Source organism: Sciscionella sediminilitoris, assembly GCF_000737195.2.
Taxonomy (GTDB): domain Bacteria; phylum Actinomycetota; class Actinomycetes; order Mycobacteriales; family Pseudonocardiaceae; genus Sciscionella; species Sciscionella sediminilitoris.
In genome coordinates this window covers 67870-86514 of the sequence record NZ_JALM01000021.1, presented here as the reverse complement: position 1 = coordinate 86514, position 18645 = coordinate 67870, and the positions used below count along the sequence as shown (strand labels likewise).

19 protein-coding genes are annotated in these 18645 nt (G+C 69.1%); 9 read left to right on the top strand and 10 right to left on the bottom strand.

The window, feature by feature from the left end; genetic code table 11:
• Positions 1-48: 48 nt before the first annotated feature.
• From AD72_RS11640 to AD72_RS11620, 5 genes are all read right to left on the bottom strand, one after another.
• Positions 49-543, bottom strand: a complete 495-nt coding sequence (locus tag AD72_RS11640; protein ID WP_031466487.1) for a YbaB/EbfC family nucleoid-associated protein — start codon at positions 541-543, stop codon at positions 49-51.
• 31 nt (positions 544-574) lie between these two features.
• Positions 575-1363, bottom strand: a complete 789-nt coding sequence (locus tag AD72_RS11635; protein ID WP_156365141.1) for an ESX secretion-associated protein EspG — start codon at positions 1361-1363, stop codon at positions 575-577.
• A gap of 18 nt (positions 1364-1381) precedes the next feature.
• Entirely contained in the window at positions 1382-2998 is a 1617-nt protein-coding gene (locus AD72_RS38045) for a PPE domain-containing protein (protein WP_031466485.1), read from the bottom strand.
• Positions 2995-3444: a hypothetical protein gene (locus tag AD72_RS11625; RefSeq protein WP_156365140.1), complete on the bottom strand. Its 450-nt coding sequence runs from the start codon at positions 3442-3444 to the stop codon at positions 2995-2997. Before AD72_RS11625 ends, AD72_RS38045 begins: the two co-directional genes overlap by 4 nt.
• A 165-nt stretch (positions 3445-3609) precedes the next feature.
• Positions 3610-4491 carry a class I SAM-dependent methyltransferase gene (locus AD72_RS11620; protein WP_031466483.1) on the bottom strand — a complete coding sequence of 294 codons (882 nt, stop codon included), beginning with the start codon at positions 4489-4491 and terminating at the stop codon, positions 3610-3612.
• Positions 4492-4621: 130 nt separating this feature from the next.
• Between AD72_RS11620 and AD72_RS11615 the strand changes: the two genes are divergently transcribed.
• The 4 genes from AD72_RS11615 to AD72_RS11600 all read left to right on the top strand — a co-directional run bounded on the left by AD72_RS11615 (position 4622) and on the right by AD72_RS11600 (position 7646).
• The gene (locus AD72_RS11615; RefSeq protein WP_031466482.1) at positions 4622-5014 is read left to right on the top strand and encodes a hypothetical protein; all 393 of its coding nucleotides are present in this window, start codon (positions 4622-4624) and stop codon (positions 5012-5014) included.
• 42 nt (positions 5015-5056) lie between these two features.
• Entirely contained in the window at positions 5057-6289 is a 1233-nt protein-coding gene (locus AD72_RS11610) for a sensor histidine kinase (protein WP_031466481.1), read from the top strand.
• Complete coding sequence (locus AD72_RS11605; protein WP_031466480.1) at positions 6286-6915, top strand: response regulator; 630 nt, start codon at positions 6286-6288, stop codon at positions 6913-6915. The genes AD72_RS11610 and AD72_RS11605 overlap by 4 nt, the downstream gene beginning before the upstream one ends.
• Before the next feature lie 122 nt (positions 6916-7037).
• On the top strand, positions 7038-7646 hold the full coding sequence (locus tag AD72_RS11600) for a snapalysin family zinc-dependent metalloprotease (protein ID WP_425480763.1): 609 nt from the start codon (positions 7038-7040) through the stop codon (positions 7644-7646).
• Positions 7647-7701: 55 nt separating this feature from the next.
• Here the strand turns inward: AD72_RS11600 and AD72_RS11595 are convergent, their stop codons facing one another.
• Positions 7702-8124 (bottom strand): helix-turn-helix domain-containing protein, encoded by a 423-nt coding sequence (locus AD72_RS11595; protein ID WP_231644794.1) that lies wholly within the window; start codon positions 8122-8124, stop codon positions 7702-7704.
• 111 nt (positions 8125-8235) lie between these two features.
• On the opposite strand from AD72_RS11595, the gene AD72_RS11590 reads away from it, so the two are divergent.
• Positions 8236-9069, top strand: a complete 834-nt coding sequence (locus AD72_RS11590) for a cytochrome P450 (protein ID WP_031466477.1) — start codon at positions 8236-8238, stop codon at positions 9067-9069.
• Positions 9070-9072: 3 nt separating this feature from the next.
• Here AD72_RS11590 and AD72_RS11585 read toward each other — a convergent pair whose 3' ends face one another.
• Positions 9073-10188, bottom strand: coding sequence for an FAD-dependent monooxygenase (locus AD72_RS11585; protein ID WP_031466476.1), 1116 nt, complete (start codon positions 10186-10188; stop codon positions 9073-9075).
• Between the two features lie 125 nt (positions 10189-10313).
• On the opposite strand from AD72_RS11585, the gene AD72_RS11580 reads away from it, so the two are divergent.
• The gene (locus AD72_RS11580; protein ID WP_051898512.1) at positions 10314-11003 is read left to right on the top strand and encodes a GntR family transcriptional regulator; all 690 of its coding nucleotides are present in this window, start codon (positions 10314-10316) and stop codon (positions 11001-11003) included.
• 85 nt (positions 11004-11088) lie between these two features.
• Here AD72_RS11580 and AD72_RS11575 read toward each other — a convergent pair whose 3' ends face one another.
• Positions 11089-11706: a hypothetical protein gene (locus tag AD72_RS11575; RefSeq protein ID WP_031466474.1), complete on the bottom strand. Its 618-nt coding sequence runs from the start codon at positions 11704-11706 to the stop codon at positions 11089-11091.
• A gap of 150 nt (positions 11707-11856) precedes the next feature.
• Here AD72_RS11575 and AD72_RS11570 point away from each other — a divergent pair, with 150 nt between their 5' ends.
• Both AD72_RS11570 and AD72_RS11565 read left to right on the top strand, forming a co-directional pair.
• Positions 11857-12339: a DUF6292 family protein gene (locus AD72_RS11570; RefSeq protein WP_051898511.1), complete on the top strand. Its 483-nt coding sequence runs from the start codon at positions 11857-11859 to the stop codon at positions 12337-12339.
• Positions 12340-12440: 101 nt separating this feature from the next.
• Positions 12441-12977: a hypothetical protein gene (locus AD72_RS11565; RefSeq protein WP_031466472.1), complete on the top strand. Its 537-nt coding sequence runs from the start codon at positions 12441-12443 to the stop codon at positions 12975-12977.
• On the opposite strand, the gene AD72_RS11560 is transcribed toward AD72_RS11565, so the two are convergent.
• Together AD72_RS11560 and AD72_RS11555 are read right to left on the bottom strand one after the other, a co-directional pair.
• On the bottom strand, positions 12961-14502 hold the full coding sequence (locus tag AD72_RS11560) for an ABC-F family ATP-binding cassette domain-containing protein (protein ID WP_031466471.1): 1542 nt from the start codon (positions 14500-14502) through the stop codon (positions 12961-12963). The two genes, AD72_RS11565 and AD72_RS11560, sit on opposite strands and share 17 nt — an antisense overlap.
• A 107-nt stretch (positions 14503-14609) precedes the next feature.
• A complete protein-coding gene (locus AD72_RS11555; protein ID WP_031466470.1) occupies positions 14610-15449 on the bottom strand; it encodes a S1 family peptidase in 840 nt (279 codons plus the stop codon).
• Positions 15450-15812: 363 nt separating this feature from the next.
• On the opposite strand from AD72_RS11555, the gene topA reads away from it, so the two are divergent.
• Entirely contained in the window at positions 15813-18638 is a 2826-nt protein-coding gene (gene topA / locus AD72_RS11550) for a type I DNA topoisomerase (RefSeq protein ID WP_031466469.1), read from the top strand.
• The last annotated feature ends 7 nt before the right edge of the window (positions 18639-18645 follow it).

Below are 18645 nucleotides of genomic sequence, written 5' to 3'. Positions count from 1 at the left end.
TCCGGCCTCCCCGATCGGTTATCCCACAAGGCTTCTCGTGTGCCCGGTTCACCATGGCGCGTTGTCTTCCTCGTCCTCGTCGTCCTCGACCACGCGCGGGCGCACGGGAGGCGCCGCGGCCGGGGGCGGTGCCGCCTCCTCCGCCTCGACCTCGGTGTTCACCCCGAAATCGGCGTTGTCCGCGTCGAGTTCGGCGAGTTCCTCCTCGTCCAGCGGAGGCTGGTAGCTCACGAACCGCGCCATGGCCTCGCCCTCGATGCCGAACTCGGTCATCGCCTGGGTGGCCTGTTCCGCTGCCTGGCGCTGGGCCGTGTGCACCGTCTTCATCACGAGCGCGCTGAGCTGGGTCGGGGTGTGTTCGCTGATGTCCTTGACGAACTCGATGCTGTGCAGCGCACCACTCGCGCCGACCTCCACGCGCACCGAACCGTCCGGTGAGCTGGCCCGGCCACTTGCCGTGCTGAGGTTCTCGGTCAGGGTTTCCGAGCGCTTCTGCAGATCCTGCATGCGCGCGGTGAAATCCTTGCTCCAGTTGTCTTCCACGGATTGACTCCTCTGGGTCTCAGGCTGCGGTTCAGGCGGCTTCGGCCACGGCTTCTTCGATCCGGCGCGCGATGCGGTTCGCATCGGCCGGGGTGATGCTCACCCATTCCCCGTCGTTGATCATCAGATAGCGGCCGGATTTCGTGTCGAAGAACGAGAGCACCATGCCCTCTCTGCTCTGCGTGCCGCGCCGGGGCAGCCGGGTGGACACCCCGAACTGCCCGCCGCGGACCCGTTCCTCGGCGATGGCGCAGACCCGGACCGCGTCCATCGCGGAAAGGCCGTAGCGCTGCAGTATCCGCGTCGCCTCGTCCTCCTGCCCCATGGCGAACGGATCCGGTGGCGCCTCCCCGGATTCGGCCTCGGCGATCTCCAGGAAAGCCCGCAACGGCACGGGAAAACTCTGCCCGGGACCGGCCGGGGTCTCCGGGAACAGGGACAGCAGCACCGTGCCCAGCGGCAGATCGATCGAGCGGACGATCACCTCCCCCGCGTCGATCATCACCAGCAGGCAGTGATCCCCGTCGTGCGCGGCCACCGCGCGCACCACGCCGCCGTCGAAGGCGAGCACATCCACGAGATGGCGCGCCGAGGACACCTCGGAGAGCAGCCTGGCCAGCGTGCCGTCGATCCCGTCCGGATCGGCGAAGCCTTTGCCCACAAGGGATTCCCTGGCCTGTTCGAACAGTTCGGCGCGCTCGGCCATGGTCTTGCCGTGGCGCACCAGTTCGACCGGGTAGGGCATTTCCCCGATTCCGAGCTCTTCGCACACGTAATCGTATTCGAGGAAGGAGAGCACGTACTCCACACCGCGAGGCACCAGGAACTCCTTTACCGATCAGGCATTCGGCGCCGGCGGGCGCTTCTTCTTGGGGGTTCCGCCGATCACCGGGGGCGGCAACCGATCGGCTTCGGGTACGGCGAACACGTCGTCTTCTTCCTGCAGGTACCCCTTGCGCTTGTGCTCGGCATCCCGTTCACCGCGCGCGCCGCCGGTACCGGGCGCACCGGCCCCGGTTCCCTTGCCCGAACCGCTGCCCTGCGCAGAGTTCGCCTGACCGCCCGGTTCGGAGACGCCACCGCCGCGTGCCCCGGTCCGCTGCCCGGGTTCGAGCGCTTCCCGCGCGCCCCCGTTCGCGGCGGAACCGCCTCGCGCCACTCCCTCACGCGGAGCGTTCGCCGTGCGCGCCCCTTCTTCTCCCGGTGGCACCGCGCCGGGACGGCCGCCCGGCCGGGGCGCTCCGCCACGCGAACCCGGACCGCTCTCCGAGCTACCGGGCCCGGTTCCGGACGTGCCCGGCCGGGGTCCGTATCCGGGCCGCGGGCCGGAACCCGGGCGCGGACCGTACCCGGGGCGGGGACCGGAGCCCGGCTCGCCGGGACGCGGTCCGTAACCGGGGCGTGGGCCGGAACCCGGGCGCGGTCCGTAACCGGGGCGCGGTCCGGAACCGGGCCCTCCGGGACGGGGACCGCCGCTGGGACCGGTTCCTCCTGGGCCGGGCAGCATCGGCCCCGGCCCCCCGAAGGACGGTCGCGGCGCCGGATTCGGTTGTTGCGGGCCGGGTCCGGCAGGTGGCGTCCCGGTCGGCGGTGCGGTACCGGTCGTCGGGGTTCCCGAGGTGGTCGTGGTGCCCTGCGGGCCACTGCCCTGTCCGGGCTGCGGGTTCGGATCGGGGGCCTGATTCGGGTTCGGATTCGGTTCCGCGCCCGGTCCGGCCGGTGGCTGGTGCGCCGCGGGCGCGGCGGGGTCACCGTGCTGCCGCGGGGTAGGAGCGGCGGGTCCGGTGTTCGGCGGCGCGGACTGCGCGGAGAGCGGGGTGCCCGCCTGCCGCGCCTCCTTGTGCACCACCGGGCGCGGCGGGATGTACTGCGGCACCGTGGAATCGACGTGTTTGGAGCTCTCCTCCATGGTGTTCATGACGTCGACGGCCTGCTGGTGCGCGGTGTTCGCCTGCTGCACCTTCGCGTGCATATCGGTCAGCCCACCCGCGAGGTCACCGATCCCGCCACCGCCGAAGGGCTGGGCGAGCTGCTCGTAGTTCACGTTGACCGGCTCGGGCATCTTGGCGCGCGCGGTGGCCACGATCTCGGCCTGTTTGCGGACGGGTTTGGCCATCGCGACCGAGGTGCGCGCGGCCTGGTTGCCCCAGTTGATCAGCTCGTCGATCGCGAACCGGGCCGACTCCGCCGAGGACCCCTTCCAGTTCTCGGTGTGCTTGCGCACGGTCGAGGCGAGCGAATCCATGTGGTCGGTGATCTCGTTGCCGAGCTTCTCCCACTCCACCGCGCGGTCATAGGCCTGCTGCGGGTCGCTGTTCTGGTGCACGCCGTTGTACAGCTCGGCGTGCGACATCGCGGCCCAGTTGCCCTGCTGGTTGACCACCCGGTCGGGGCCGACCACGATCGATTCGAGCAGATGACCCCAGAAGCCCTGATTGCCTTCGGGATCGGTCATGCCTGTTCACCCACGTTCGGCACCTTGTTCAGCATCGCGCGGTTCTGGTCCTCGGCACCCGCGTAACCGTCGAGCACCGCCTGCAGCGCGGCGACCGCGTCCCCGACCGAGTCCCGGTACTGCGCGAGCACCGCAACGAGGGCGGTCTCGGTGCCGTCGGCGCGGCCGGAGAATTTCCCGGACATCGCCTCGCCGACCCACTGCGCGCCGAACGGAAGCGGTGCGGCGAGCTGCTTCCCCCGCTCGATCCAGTCGTTGATCCGGTCCATCTGCGCGGAAAGGGTCCGGTGCAGCGCGCGGCCGTCCTCAAGGTCGATGCGCAGGTGTCCCGATTCCGCCTCGGCACGCATCTGCTTGGTCCGCTGCTCGAGCGCCGACGCCGCCGAGGACAACCGGTCTATGGCGTCCTCGGCCGCCACAGTCCTCGACGAGCCCGGTTCAGCCATCACAGTCCTCCCCTGCCAGTCGTCACCATCAGTGATCGTAAGCAGGGTGCCAACCGCCCAGCATCGGAGAAACTACCGAGATCGCCGAGGCAGCCCCTCACGCCGGACCGCGCACGAACCGGGAAACTACGGAGATCCCAGTGTGCTGACCTGTGAGTTCATTACCTATCCGGTCAGCTCGAAGTGCCAGACCACGGTCACCGGACTGCCGTACCGCGCCGCGCTCGCGGCTTCCGGGACGAGCGCGGCGAGGCTCCACGGCCACAGTTCCCACGGGCCGAGCTCGGTCGCCGCCTCCGGAGCCGGTTCCGGATAGCCACGCGGCTCCACGCAGTCGAGCACCCCGAATCCCTGTGCGAGCGCGGCGCGCAGATAGTCCCCGGTCAGGTGCTGGTGTGCGGGCAACCGGCCGCGGGCACCCCGCTCATCGCGCACTTGGGGCACCAGAACGCGAAACACCGATTCCTGATGCAGATCGGAAATGATGAGCCGACCACCTTTCCGGAGCACCCGCGCGAATTCCGCGAACACGGGTTCGAGATCCGGAACGTGCACCAGGGCGAGCGCGCACACCACGGTGTCCACGGAATTTTCGGCCAGCGGAATTCCGTCCACCGAGCCGAGGTGGAATTCCGCTCCCGGAACACGCTTCCGCGCGTGTTCGAGCATTTCCGCGGAGCTGTCCACCCCGATCACCCGATGCCCGAGACCGGTGAGATGCTCGGCATAACGACCGGTTCCACAGGCCGCATCCAGCGCGGTTCCCGGATCCCGGTCGGCGAGGAAGCCGTGCACGATGGGCTCCTCGAAATCGAAGAGCGTATTCGGTTTCGCATCGTAGGTCTGCGACCAGATCCGGTAACCGGAATCGGAATCGACTCGTTCCACCGGAACCGCGGAATCGGCCAGCCGCTCATCGGCGAGCAGTTTCCGCACCTCGGCGATCCGGGCCTCGGTGAATTCCTTGTCGTATTCCCCGCCGAAAGAACGCAACAGGGCGATTCCCTCGATTCCCAGTAGATAAGCGAGTGGGTGCTCGTAGATCATGGGAGCACGGTAGCCAGCAACGCATCCCCGGACCACCGGATTTCCGCTGCCCACTCCACCGATCGGTGGAGCCGGGAAACCGGAGGATCGGTCGATGCGCGCACCCGCGCCGGGCAGCAGAATCGACGGCATGACCGAGATTCATCGTGCACTGCGCCTGCCGAAAGCGCTGGTGGGCACCTATCTCGCGATCAGCGTGCTCACCGTGATCGCGGCCGTGGTGCTGCGCGACAATCCGGCGCTGGTCACCGATGCGGTGTGGATTCGCACGATCATCGTGGTGCTGACCGGGGCCTTGATGCTGAGCTTCGCGGTCGGCGCGACCCGTGGTTCGGCGAAGTCCTACCTGCGACTGCGCGTCTCCTCGGCGGTCATGGTGGTCGCGATCGCGGTGCTCGTCGCGCTGCCGGGCTTTCTCCCGCTGTGGGTGCGGATCGAACAGGGAGTCTGCGGGCTGCTCCTGCTCGGCGTGGTCGTCCTGGTCAACGGCCAGCGCGTGCGCGGGCTGTTCGCGCGCACCTGAACTACATTGGCCGGGTAGCCGGGTTCGGGGAGGAGTGGCGCGATGCGATCTTGGGAGGAGCACCGGCATCCCGTGATCACGGTGCTCCCGTGGGCACTGCTTGCCGCGCTCGCCGGGTTCACCGTTGCCGAGAAGCACGGGGAGCCGGGCTCGCTCGCCGTGGATCTCGGGCTGTGCGGACTGGCCGCGCTGTGGATGCTCGTCCTGTTCGCCCTGCGTCCCGCCTGGCGGCTGCGCCCGATCCTGATGACCGTGTTCGTGTCCGGCCTGCTCGTGATCATGGCGGCGCTCGTGGTCCGGGATCCGTGGTTCGGGGCGTTCGTGCCCGCCGCGTACGTCTACGCGTTCCGCCTGATTCCGTGGCCGTGGCAGCTTCCGCTGATCGCCGCGGTCGCGCTGATCGCAGGAACCGCGCAGGCCGCCGAGATCGACAAGAGCACCACACTCGGCATGCTGAGCTTTTTCGCCGTACTCCTGGTGAACGTGGTGCCGATGTGTGTGTTCGCCTGGCTGGTCTGGCTCAGCGCGCGGCGCAGCGCGGAACGGGAGAAGGCACTCGAGGACGTGCGCGAGGCCAACCTCCAGCTCGGGGCCACCCTCGCGGAGAACGAGCGGCTGCACGAACAACTGCTCGACAAGGCACGCGAAGCCGGAGTACACGACGAACGCCGACGCATGGCACGGGAAATCCACGACACGCTCGCTCAGGGACTCACCGGGATCATCGCCCAGCTGCGGGCCGCCGAACAGGTGCCGGAGAACCAGCGGGAGTGGCGCCGTCACCTGGCGTCGGCGACCGACCTGGCACGGGAAAGCCTCGCCGAGGCACGGCGTTCGGTGCACGCGCTGCGCCCGGAACCACTGCGCACCGCGCGGCTGGACGAGGCGCTCGCCGAGGTCACCGAACGGTGGTCGGCCCGCACCGGAATACCGGCCGAACTCACCACGACGGGCACCGCGCGAGCGCTCGGCGCCGATACCGAGACCGCGCTGCTGCGGGTGGCCCAGGAAGCGCTCGCGAACGTGGCCAGGCACGCGCGGGCGAACCGGGTCGGGGTCACCCTGTCGTATTTCGCCGAGGAGGTCGCCGTGGACGTGCTCGACGACGGCCGCGGTTTCGAACCGGGCGCCCGGAACGGGGAAACCGGATTCGGCCTTTCCGGGATGCGCCAACGAGTCGAGGGAGTCCGCGGCACACTGCAGGTGGAATCCAGGCCGGGTGCCGGGACCGGGATCTCCGCCCGGGTTCCGGCAGGTACAGAGGAGCGGTCGTGACCACAGCCATCACCCTGCTGATCGCCGACGACCACCCGGTCGTGCGGGACGGGTTGAGCAGCATGTTCGACCGTGATCCCGGGTTCACCGTGCTCGGCCAGGCCGCGGACGGCGCGGAGGCGGTGCGGCTGGCCAGCACGCTGCGCCCCGATGTGGTGCTGATGGACCTGCGCATGCCGGGAACCGACGGGATCACTGCCATCACCGAACTCGCGCGCGCCCGCGTTCCGGCGCGGGTATTGGTGCTCACCACCTACGACACCGACAACGACGTGCTTCCCGCGATCGAGGCGGGCGCGACCGGTTACCTGCTCAAGGACGCGCCGCGCGAGGAATTGCTGCGCGCGGTCCGGGCCGCGGCCGCGGGGGAGTCGGTGCTGTCCCCCTCGGTGGCCGCACGGCTGATGAACCGGGTGCGCGCCCCGGAGACCGGGCCGCTTTCCGCGCGCGAACGCGAAGTCCTCGGCCTGATCGCGCAGGGCAACACCAACCGCGAGGCCGCGGCGCGGCTGTTCATCACCGAGGCCACCATCAAGACCCATCTGCTCAACATCTACGCCAAGCTCGGGGTCGGTGATCGCGCCGCCGCGGTCGCCGTGGCCTACGAGCGCGGGCTGCTCGGCTGAGCGCCCACGGCACCGGCCGATCGGCGGGGCACTGGAAATGGCGCGTCAATCGGCGTGGGAGCGATTCTCCGGCAATTGTTAATGCGATTCACCCGACGAAAGTAAGTTGATGGTCACGCTTCGTGTCAATATTCTCGATCGTCACGCAGACTGATTTACCGGACCATTCTGGAGTGACTATCATGCGCTTCCGCAGAACCGCGTTCACCGCCGCCACGGTCGCAGCAATCGCGATTCCGGTATCCATCGGTGCGCCGATGGCTTCCGCGGCCTCCCCCTCGGTCAAGGAAGTCACCATCACTTACAACGTTTCCGCCGCACCGACTTATGCTTCGGTGATCCGCGAAGGTGTCTCGCACTGGGGCGCGCTGCACAATGTGCGTTTCTCCGAGTCCTCGGGCGGCGCGATGCTGAACTACCACGAAGGAAATTTTCAGCAGGGCTCCTACTACACCGGGAACGGGCACGGCAACGGTGATATCTACATCGACAACCGGCAGGCCCAGCAGTTCGACCAGACGCGTATCACCGCGCACGAGACCGGGCACGATCTCGGCCTTCCGGACGACTACCAGGGTCCGTGTTCGGAACTGATGTCCGGCGGCGGCCCCGGGCCGAGCTGCACCAACAGTTACCCGAATCAGCAGGAGCTCGCCCAGGCGGACGCCAACTTCGCGAACGGGATCACGAACGGCGCCCGGGATCGTAAGATCGTCGTCGTCGGCTTCTGAGCCCGAACCCGCCCGAGATCACGGAAACCCGCGGCACCGCTCCCCGGAATACCGGTCAGTCCCCGAGTATTCCGGGGAGCACCTCGTCGATCAGCCGAAGCACTTCGGCGGTCGTCGCCGGAGCACCGAACAACACGATCTTCAGCCGGTCACGTCCGGGATCGTGCACCGTCTGCACCTGCAGCGGATCGCCCTGCCCGCGCCCGGTGTTCACCGCGGTGAGCACGAGGGTGCCGATCCGGTCCGCGGCATCGGCGTCCACGCCTTCGAGCTGCACGATGCTGGACACCTCGACCGAGGAATCCGGCCGCGCACCGGTCCGGCCGGTCAGCGCCTCGAGGTCGGCGCGCGCGATCCGGTACTGCTTGCCGATGCGCACCGCCGCGAGTTTGCCCGAGCGGATGTAGGCGCGCACGGTACGCACATGCAGGCCGAGGCGTTCCGCGACCTGCTCGACCGAATACATTTCCTCCGTCATCGCCGTCCAATATAGGCACCCGGGTAACTGTTCCGTGGAGCAGAACGCGCGGTTGCCCCGGCGGCGTCCGCGCGGGCACGGTCGAGGCGATCCTGCGAAGGAGGCGCCGCCGTGCCCGGGCAGTCGACCATTCCCACCGCGGACGGAGCGGTTCCGGTCCTCGGTCACCTGATGCCGCTGCTGCGCGACCCGTGGACGTTTCTGCGCGCCCTTCCCGAACAGGGCGATCTGGTGCGAGTGCGGCTCGGGCCGGTGCACGCGGTCCTGGTGTGCGATCCGGGGCTGGCCACCCGGATGCTGGACGACCCGGCGTTCCGCGGGAGTGCGCCGGATCCGGGGGTACTGCGCTTTCCCGAGGCCGCGCGCCGGCGCAGCGCACGGATCGAGGAGGTGCTGGATTCCTGGTCCGCCGGGCAGATCATCGACGTGTTCCCGGAAATGCGGCGGATGGCCACCTCGGAGACGATCGCCGCCGCGGTGACCTCGGCGCTGTACCTGCTGACCCGCGATCACGAGGCCCGCGCCCGGATCCGCGCGGAGCTCAACGCGGTGCTCGCCGGGCGCGTGGCACGCGATACCGATCTGCCGTACCTGGAGCACACCGGAAGGACGGCCGGGAAGACGCTGCGGCTGTGGTCGCCCGGCTGGTTCGTGTCCCGGATCGCGGAGACCGGCACCCGGCTCGGCGGCTACCCGGTCCCCGCGCACACCCGGCTGCTCTACAGCCCCGCGCTGCTGCAGCACCGGATGAATCTCGATCCGGACAGCACACCGCGCCACCGGGACACACCCGAGACCACGCTCGTGCTGGCCTCGGTGCTCGCGCGCTGGTCCCCGAAGCCGATGTCCGCGATCCCGCCGCGCCCGCGCCTGACCCGGGCTCCGCGTCCGGACGGACTGCGGATGCGGCTGCGCCCGGCACCCGTTACGGTGCCGCACCGCTGAAGCTCAGCCGAGCTTGGGCGGCCACTGCCGGTTGCGCTCCTCGATCGCTTCCCAGCTCGCTGGGACGACCCGGTCGCGCGCCTCGGGGACCCCGTCCTGAGCGACGGCCACCAGCGGGCGCATCACTTCCTCGTAGCGGCCGAACGCCTTCTCCAGCTCACCGGCGCAGCTCGCCCATTCGGCGGCCAGGATGTCCGCGCCGATCATGGCAAGCGGGGTTCCCTGGCCGGAGAAGAACGACGGGGCGAAGGCCGAGTCGCCGAGCAGCACCACGCGTCCACGGGACCAGCCGTCCAGGTGGATCTGGCTGGCCGAGTCGAAGTAGAAGTCCTCGGACTTCTTCAGCACCTCGAGCATTTCGGGAACCTTCCAGCCACGCACCTCGGCGTAGGCGTCCAGCACGATCCGCCGCTGCTGCTCCACATCGTGGTAGTCGTGCGGGATTTCCGGGGACAGGAAGGTGAAACCGCCGCCCGTCCAGCTCGGGTAGTCACTGACGAGGGCCGAACGGCCGGGCTCACTGTACACATAGGACTCACCATCGGCGCCGAGTTCGTCCGGGAGGGAGAGGATCCCGTAGTACACGCCGAGATGGCGCCGGTACCGGTCCTCCGGCCCGAACACCAGTCGCCGGGTGTTGGAGTGGATCCCGTCCGCCCCGATCAGCAACTCGTAGCTGCCCGTGCGACCGCTGGCGAACCGAACTTCCACGGCCGCACCGGTATCGGTCAGCTCCTGGATCGAATCCTCGAACACGAAGGTGACCTCGGGATCGATCGATCCGTACAGGATGTCGATGAGGTCCTCGCGGAACAGCTCCAGATCGTCCGAGCTCAGCTGCGGGAGCTCGGTGGGCAGCGTGCCGACCCTGGCCCCTTCCGCGTTCACGAGATGAGTGAACGCCGTCCGCTGTGCCGCACCGGTCTCGTGCGCGACCAGCGCGTCCCGGATGCCCATCCTGGCCGCCACCTCCAGGGCGTCGCCACGCACGTCGATCGGCGCCCCGTGCCTGCGCAATTCCGGCGCCCGCTCCACGACGGTGACCTCGGCGCCGTGCGCGGCGAACCGCTGCGCCGCGCTCAGGCCCGCGATGCTGGCCCCGCTGATCAGGATGCCCATGGCGATCACTCCTCTCGAGAAATTGCATGCAATCAACTTCAGTGTGCATGAAATCTTGCCCGTGTTCGACTATCGATGATGTGATCTCCGTCCGGCACCGAACGAACGGCGAATGGGAGGCGGCAATGGCGGAAAGCGGCCACACCCCGCAGGTCGTCGAAGAGCTGACGGTCTCGCTCGGCGACCGGATCGCCAACGGGGAGATCCCGCTCGGCGGCTGGATCCGCCAGGCGAAGGTGGCCGCGGAACACAACGTGAGCCGGACCCCGGTGAGCCTCGCGCTGAACCGGCTCGAGGCGATCGGCGTCCTGGAGCGGGTGCCCAATCGCGGATTCCGGGTCCGTTTCCCCTCTTATCGGGAGATCATGGAAGTGGTCGAGGTGCGCGAGCTGCTGGAAGGGCGCGCCGTCGCGCTCGCCGCGGAACGGATCACCGAGGCGCAGTTGCGGCAACTGCGGGACTCGGTCACCGAGCTCCGCGAGGTCGTGCGGATGATCCGGGACGGCGAGGATCCCGAGGCCGCGGCCGCGCAGTGGCAGCACTCCTACGGGAGCTTCCACCGCACGATCTTCGAGGCGGCGGGCAACAGTCAGCTACAGGGGATCTCCGATGCCCTCTACCGCAAGGTGCCGCGCGGCATCACCTGGCGGGCGCTGCAGAACGATCCGCGCATGCTCACCCGGATCGCCGACGAGTGCGAACACATCGCCACGGCCATCGACAACCGCGACGCGATCTCGGCACAGGAACTGACCGTGGCGCACATCGAGGCGGTCCGCGACTTCACCCTGGCCCACCTGCCGTCCCCGGACTGAGCCGTGCCGGTTCCGGGGTGAACCATGCCGCCCCGGAACGGTCCTCGCACGGGCGGCGCATCGGCGCGTCTGCGGGGCCGGGCCCTCACGGCGAACCGGGCTGGTTGCGTTGCCTGCGGCCGTTGACGGTGTCCCGGCGGAGCTGACCGGCGTGGTTGGTGAGGTCTTCGATTTCACGCGCCAGCTCGGTGTGCTCGGTCAGATAGGGCCGCGTTTCGGCCAACGGGGTGAGGAGATCGGCGGGATCGTCGCTGCCCAGGGCCGCTCCGAGCAGATCGGCGCGGGCGCGCCCCTGCTCACCGAGTCCGTCGAGCGCGTTGACCTGACCGGCGATCGAGCGCAGCAGGCCGGCGTTGTCCCGGGCCCAGGCGTGCACGGCTCGATCTCCCGCGCGTTTCTCGCGTCGTTCCGTGACACGTGCCTCGCGATTGGTTTCACCGGTGCCCGTGGGCTGGACACGAAGGTAGCGTCGTTCGGCGGCCTGCCTGCTGGCCACACCGAGGGCGGGGGCGAGCTCGACCCAGCTGGCCCCGCGATCCCGGGCGGCCCTGATCAGTTCCGGCTCCCAGCGGCCGAGGTGTTCCCGCAAAGCGCGCAGCCGGATCAGCGCTTCGAACAGCCGCGGAGTGGACGCCCCGCCACTTTCGGCGGCCGCAAGCGTTTCCGCGATCGAGCTCGCCAGCTCCGCCGGATCGTCATCCATACTCGTCATCCTCCTGACGACGATCTACTTGTCGTCATGACGATGACATGCTACAGATGGAGACGCAAGCACAGGCGAGGGCCCACCGCCCGACCAGAGAGCCGTGATCATCGGATAACAGCACGCGAACCGGAAAGGGTTGTTCGGAAAGTGAACCTCTCGATCCATCCTCCGCTGAATCACCGTCACCCCGCTCATCGGGCATTACGCCAGTACCTCGCGGACGTCGCCGCCGAATTCGGCATCGGGCTGGAATCGGCCACCATCGAGGAACACGCACCCGTCTCGGCGTATCTGGCACTGGACATCCACCTCGGCGCCCAGTCCTCCGGATTCGCCGCACTGCTCTGGGACGAAGAACGCGGATGGGCCCTGGCGGCCGAATCCGCCGATGGCCGCACGCTCACCCCGATCGCGCAGCTCGACAGCGACACGATCGCGCCCGGCCCCACGGAGGTCGCCGCCTTCGTGCGCAGCGCAAGCCGCGCCGTACGGCGGGAACACGGCAGACCGCCGAACCGGATCCGTCGCGCCAACGGTGCCGATGCCCTGCTCGCCGAACTCGACGGCTACCTTCCCGCCGAACAGTTCCCCCGCATCACACCACTTCCCGGGCTGCTCGCGGTGTCGTGAACGCCCGTCCGGCGGCGAGACCGCGCTGGGCCGGGCGAGCAGGGAACGCCGCTCCGAAAGCTTGACTGATCGAACGTATGTTCTAAGCTGCCCGCGTGCAGATGTCGTTGTTCTCCGCGGAGGCCAACCCACCGCGCCCCGCCGATCTGGCCGGGGTGCTGTGCGGGGCGGGCACCGCGGAGCTGTTCGGCAAGGGCACGGCGGGCCGGTTGTCGGTCCCGGTGGATCAGCGCTGGCGGCTCTCCGCGCTGCGCGCCGAGTTCGCGGCCCGCGGGGTGACCAGCGCGAACGACGGAGACAAGCGTTTGCGCACCCCGTTTCGCACCGATCTGGCCACCCTCGCGGCCAGCTGGTGCGAGGGCGCGCACAAGTCCGTCCCCGACCAGTTCCGGCTGGACGGGGCCGCGCTGCGGCTGTGGGCGCTGGCCGCGGGCGCGGAGACCGAGCGCGGCTACCGGCTCACCCTGGACCCCGAGGCGCCGCAGACCCACGAACCATTGGCGGCCGCGCTGCGTGAGCTCGGCGTCGGCAGCCGCCCGGTGCACCAGCAGGACGGCAATCCGGCGCTGCTGGTGCAGGGCAGGCGGCGGCTCGAACGGTTCCGCGAGCTGATCGGCGCGCTCAGCCCGAATCGCTGACCCGGCCCGCGCGCACGCACCACCGCCGGGTCACCCCGATGTCCTCGAGGAACGCCTCGTCGTGACTGGCCACGAGCAGCGCGCCGCGGAACCCGGCCAGCGCCTCGGTCAGCTGCTCCACGCTGGCCAGGTCCAGGTTGTTGGTCGGCTCGTCGAGCAGCAGCAACCGGGGCGCGGGCTCGGTGAGCAGCAGGCAGGCCATGGCCAACCGGAAGCGTTGCCCACCGGAGAGCGCGGCCGCGGGCAGTTCCACCGTGCCCCCGCGCAGGTGGAACCGGGCCAGTCCGGCGCGCGCCTGCCGCGGGCTCAGCTCCGGGACCGCCCGCCGCAGGGTGTCCAGCACGCTCGGTCCACTCGACACCTGCGCCTCGGGCAACTCCAGCCGCTGCGCCAGGTACCCGGCAGGCACCGGAACACCGGCAGCGAGGATCGCGCGCAGCAGCGTGGTCTTCCCGGAGCCGTTCGGGCCGAGCACCGCGATCCGTTCGGGCCCGCGTACCAGCAGCCCGCCATGCCGGAGCACGACCTGCCCGCTGGGCACCTGCGTCTCGGGCAGGTCGACGCGGATGCGCTCCTGCTCGCGCACCCCCGATTTGGCGCGATCCAGCTCGGATTCGGCCTCGGCGAGCTTGCCCTCCTGCATGATCCGGTGCTTGCCCGCGGACACCTGCGCCTCCTGGGCGCGCAGCTTCATGATCACCTTCGGCCTGCGCTTGTTCACGAAATCCGCATGGGCATACCGCTGCCTGCGGGCCAGCTTCGTGCGAGCCTCGATGAGCTGGCGTTTCTCCCGGCGCACCTCGGCCCTGGCATCGCGCACCCTGCGCCGCGCGGCCTCCTGCTCGGCCTCGACGGCCGCTCGGTAATCGGTGAACGTCCCGGCGAAGGTGCGTAACCGCCCCGCGCGCAGTTCGGCGATCCGGTCCACCCGGTCCAGCAGTTCCCGGTCATGACTGACCACCAGCAGCACCCCCGGCCACTCGGCGACCGCGGTATAGAGCCGTTCCCGTGCCTCCCGGTCCAGGTTGTTGGTGGGCTCGTCGAGCAGGGTGATCGCGGGACGGCGCAGCAGCAGGCCCGCGATCCCGGCGAGCACCGTCTCCCCACCGGAGAGGGTGGCCACGGTCCGGTCCAGCTCGGCGGGCACCCCGAACTCGCGCAGCATCGCCGCGGCGCGTTCCTCGACCTCCCAGTCCTCCCCGAGCTCCCCGAGCGCACCGGCATCACCGCGCTCGACCGCCCGCAGCGCCGCGCGTTTCCCGGCGATACCGAGCAGTTCGGCGAGGGTGGCCGCGGGATGCGGTTCCTGGGGCAGCTGACCGACATCGCCCGCCACGCGCACCGAGCCCGAACCGGGCGTCAACTGACCGGCGATCAACCGCAGCAGGGTGGTCTTCCCGGAACCGTTCTCCCCGATCAGGCCGGTGCGCCCGGAGCCGAAGGCGGCATCGAGCTCGTGCAGCACCCGGGTCCCGTCCGGCCAGGCGAACCCCAGCCGGGAACAGACGACAGCATTCGTAGACATGACAAACCTCCGCGAAAACGTGCGATTCGGCGCGTTGTTCAGCGGAGGTTGTCCATGCCCTGCAGGCTACGTCCGCCGCGGCGCGGACGCATCCGGTTTTTCCCGGCTCAGCCGGCGTGCGGTTTGGTCAGCGTGCAGCCCTGCTTCGACAGGTTCAGCTTGGATCCCTCGAAGCATTTCGGCAGCGCATCGGTCTGCTGGCCGTAGTTCTGGCCCTTGTGCACCGTGATGTTGCCCTGCTTGTCGACCTCGCACGGGTTGTTCAGGGTGCAGCGCTGCCCGTCGTCATTGCCGGTGTTGTTGATCCCGACCATGCTGGTGCCGTCCGCGGCGATGATCGGCGAGCCCGAGGTGCCGTGCTTGGTGGTGCACTCCTTGGTGTAGCGAATGGAGTTCTTCCAGGTCCAGTCCGCCTCCTTGAGCTGGGGCACGAACCCGTCCACCGAGCAGTTCCACTTCTCGGTGAAGTACCCGGAGGCCACGGTGATCGGGTCACCCTGCTTGGCCTGGTTCGCGGACAGATTCAGCGGCTCGATCCCGGTCTGGGACTTGATCTGGTCGTAGGTCTTGTCCAGCGAGTACAGCGAGACATCGGTATCGGTCATGGTGGCGTACACCAGAGTGGTGGCCTTCAGCGTCGCCTTCTGCGCGCCCGAGGCGTCGAGCAGCCCGAAACTCCGGGCATCGGGCTTGTTGACCAGCGCCACCCCCGGTTTGAGCGCATCGATGTCGTAGCAGTGCCCGTTGGAGATGGCCAGCGCCTTGTCCGTGCCCTTCGACTCGGGCATGCGCACCAGCGCGCCCGAGCAGTTGGACAGCTTCAGCGTGGCGTGGAAGTCGGGCGCGGCGCTCGGGCCGGTCGCGGCACCCGCGGGAACGGCGAGGGCGAGCGCGAAGCCGGTACCGGCCAGCACCGCGGTCGCCGTGGCGAGCAGGCGTTTCAGCATGAAGAAGCCTCCTGATCTACACATGGGGTGCACTTATCATGCGCTGTCCGGCACCGTGCGTCGTTCGTTCACTCTTCACGGTTAATTCGAAGGCGGTTTGCTGTGATTTCGGTCACGCCTCCGCAGGGCTGTGCTTGACGAACGGCGTTAACGCGAGTGAGCGCTGCCACGAAACGTGGGTAGCATCCGTGACCGGGACGTTTACTGTGTCGCGGTGGCATCGGCCGACTGGGGCGACGCGGCACCGAGGGGCAACCCGAATCGGTGACACACCGGGTCGTCCGAATGAGGTCGGCTCCGCGTGTTCGACTGGACCGGGTGCACACTGGCGTGCCGGAGGACCATACGGAAAGCAGGGGAGCTGTGGCAGGGACCAAGAGCGAGGCCGGTACCCGGCGACTCGTGATCGTCGAGTCACCGACGAAGGCGCGCAAGATCGCCCCGTATCTCGGCAACGGGTACATCGTGGACTCGTCCGCGGGTCACATCCGGGATCTGCCACGCGGTGCCGCGGACGTGCCCGCCAAGTACAAGGGCGAGTCCTGGGCGCGGCTCGGGGTCGACGTGGACAACGACTTCGCCCCGCTCTACATCGTCACCCCGGACAAGAAGTCCAAGGTCACCGAGCTCAAGGGGCTGCTCAAAGAGGCCGACGAGCTCTACCTCGCCACCGACCCCGACCGCGAGGGCGAGGCGATCGCCTGGCACCTGCTGGAGACGCTCAAGCCCAAGATCCCGGTCCGCCGCATGGTGTTCCACGAGGTCACCGAGGGCGCGATCCGCGCGGCGGCGGAGAACACCCGCGAGCTGGACAACGACCTGGTCGACGCGCAGGAGACCCGCCGCATCCTGGACCGGCTCTACGGCTACGAGGTCTCCCCGGTGCTGTGGAAGAAGGTCATGCCGAAGCTCTCGGCGGGCCGGGTGCAGTCCGTGGCCACCCGCATCGTGGTGCAGCGCGAACGCGAGCGGATCGCGTTCGTCTCGGCCAACTACTGGGACATCGCCGCGCAGCTCGACGCGGGCGCCGAGGCCGAGCCGCGCAACTTCGGGGCCCGGCTGGTCTCCATCGACGGGCAGAAGCTCGCCACCGGGCGGGACTTCGACGAGCGCGGCCAGCTCAAGGGCGAGGCAAGGGTGCTCGACGAGGCGGGCGCGCGCACCCTCGCCGAGGCGCTCACCGGGGCGGCGCTGCAGGTCTCCAGCGTCGAGTCGAAGCCGTACACCCGCAAGCCGTACGCGCCGTTCATGACCTCGACCCTGCAGCAGGAGGCGGGCCGCAAGCTGCGGTTCTCCAGTGATCGCACCATGTCGATCGCGCAGCGGCTGTACGAGAACGGCTACATCACCTATATGCGTACCGACTCCACGAACCTCTCGGAGACGGCGCTGACCGCGGCCCGTTCCCAGGCGCTGGAGCTCTACGGCAAGGACTACGTGCCGAACTCCCCGCGCCAGTACGCCAAGAAGGTGAAGAACGCGCAGGAGGCGCACGAGGCGATCCGTCCGGCGGGCGAGGCGTTCCGCACTCCCGGCCAGGTCGCCAAGGAACTGTCCCCGGACGAGTTCCGCCTCTACGAGCTGATCTGGCAGCGCACCATCGCCTCGCAGATGTCCGATGCGCGCGGGAACACCACCTCGGTGCGCATCACCGGGACCGCGAGCACCGGTGAGCAGTGCACCTTCGCCGCTTCCGGGCGCACCATCACCTTCCCCGGCTTCCTCAAGGCCTACGTGGAATCGGTGGACACCGAGGCGGGCGGCGAGGCCGACGACAAGCAGTCCCGGCTGCCCCAGCTCGCCGAGGGCGCCGCGGTCACCGCGACCGAGCTCACCCCGGACGGGCACAGCACCAACCCGCCCGCCCGCTACAGCGAGCCGAGCCTGGTCGGCAAGCTCCAGGAGCTCGGGATCGGGCGCCCCTCGACCTACGCGAGCATCATCAAGACCATCCAGGACCGCGGTTACGTGTGGAAGAAGGGTTCCGCGCTCGTGCCGAGCTGGGTCGCCTTCTCCGTGGTCGCGCTGCTCGAGCGGCACTTCGAGCGGCTGGTGGACTACGACTTCACCGCGGCCATGGAAGACGAGCTGGACACCATCGCCACCGGCTCGCAGCGCGGCGTGAACTGGCTGAACTCCTTCTACTTCGGCGGCGAGACCGGACCGGCCGGTTCGATCAGCCGCTCCGGCGGGCTGAAGAAGCTGGTGGGTACCGGGGTCGAGGACATCGACGCCCGGGAGATCAACTCCATCCCGATGCTCACCGACGAGGCCGGGCGCACCATCTACGTCCGGGTCGGCCGGTATGGCGCCTACCTGGAGCGGGACGGGGACGACGGCAACGCGCAGCGGGCGAACCTGACCGACGACCTTGCCCCCGACGAGCTGACCACCGAGATCGCCGAGAAGCTCTTCGCCACCCCGATGGAGGGGCGGACGCTGGGCACCGATCCGGTCACCGGGCACGAGATCGTGGCCAAGGAGGGCCGGTTCGGTCCATACGTGACCGAGATCCTGCCCGAACCGGCCGAGCCGGAGGAAGCTCCCAAGAAGGGCACCAAGAAGGCCGCGAAGCCGAAACCGCGCACGGGATCGCTGTTCAAGTCGATGAGTGTGTCCACGGTGACCCTGGACGAGGCGCTGAAGCTGCTCTCGCTGCCCCGCGTGGTGGGCACCGATCCGGACACCGGTGAGGAGGTCACCGCGCAGAACGGCCGCTACGGCCCTTATCTGAAGCGGGGCACCGACTCACGCTCGCTCACCGACGAGGAGCAGATCTTCACCGTCACCCTCGAGGAGGCGAAGAAGATCTACGCCGAGCCCAAGCGCCGTGGGCGCCAGGCAGCGGCGAAACCACCGCTCAAGGAGCTCGGCGAGGACCCGGCGACCGGTAAGCCCATGGTGGTCAAGGACGGCAGGTTCGGCCCCTACGTCACCGACGGCGAGTACAACGCCTCGCTGCGCCGCTCGGACACGGTGGAGGATTTCACCGCGGAACGGGCCGCCGAACTGCTCGCGGAGAAGCGCGCCAAGGGCCCCGCGCCCAAGAAGCGCTCCACCGCGAAGAAGTCGACCACCACCAAGTCGAGCACGAGCAAATCGGGCACGGGCAAGTCCACCGCGAGCAAGTCCACGGCGGCCAAGTCCACCGCGAAGTCCAAGGCGACCTCCTCGAAGTCCAGCTCCTGAGCCGGAC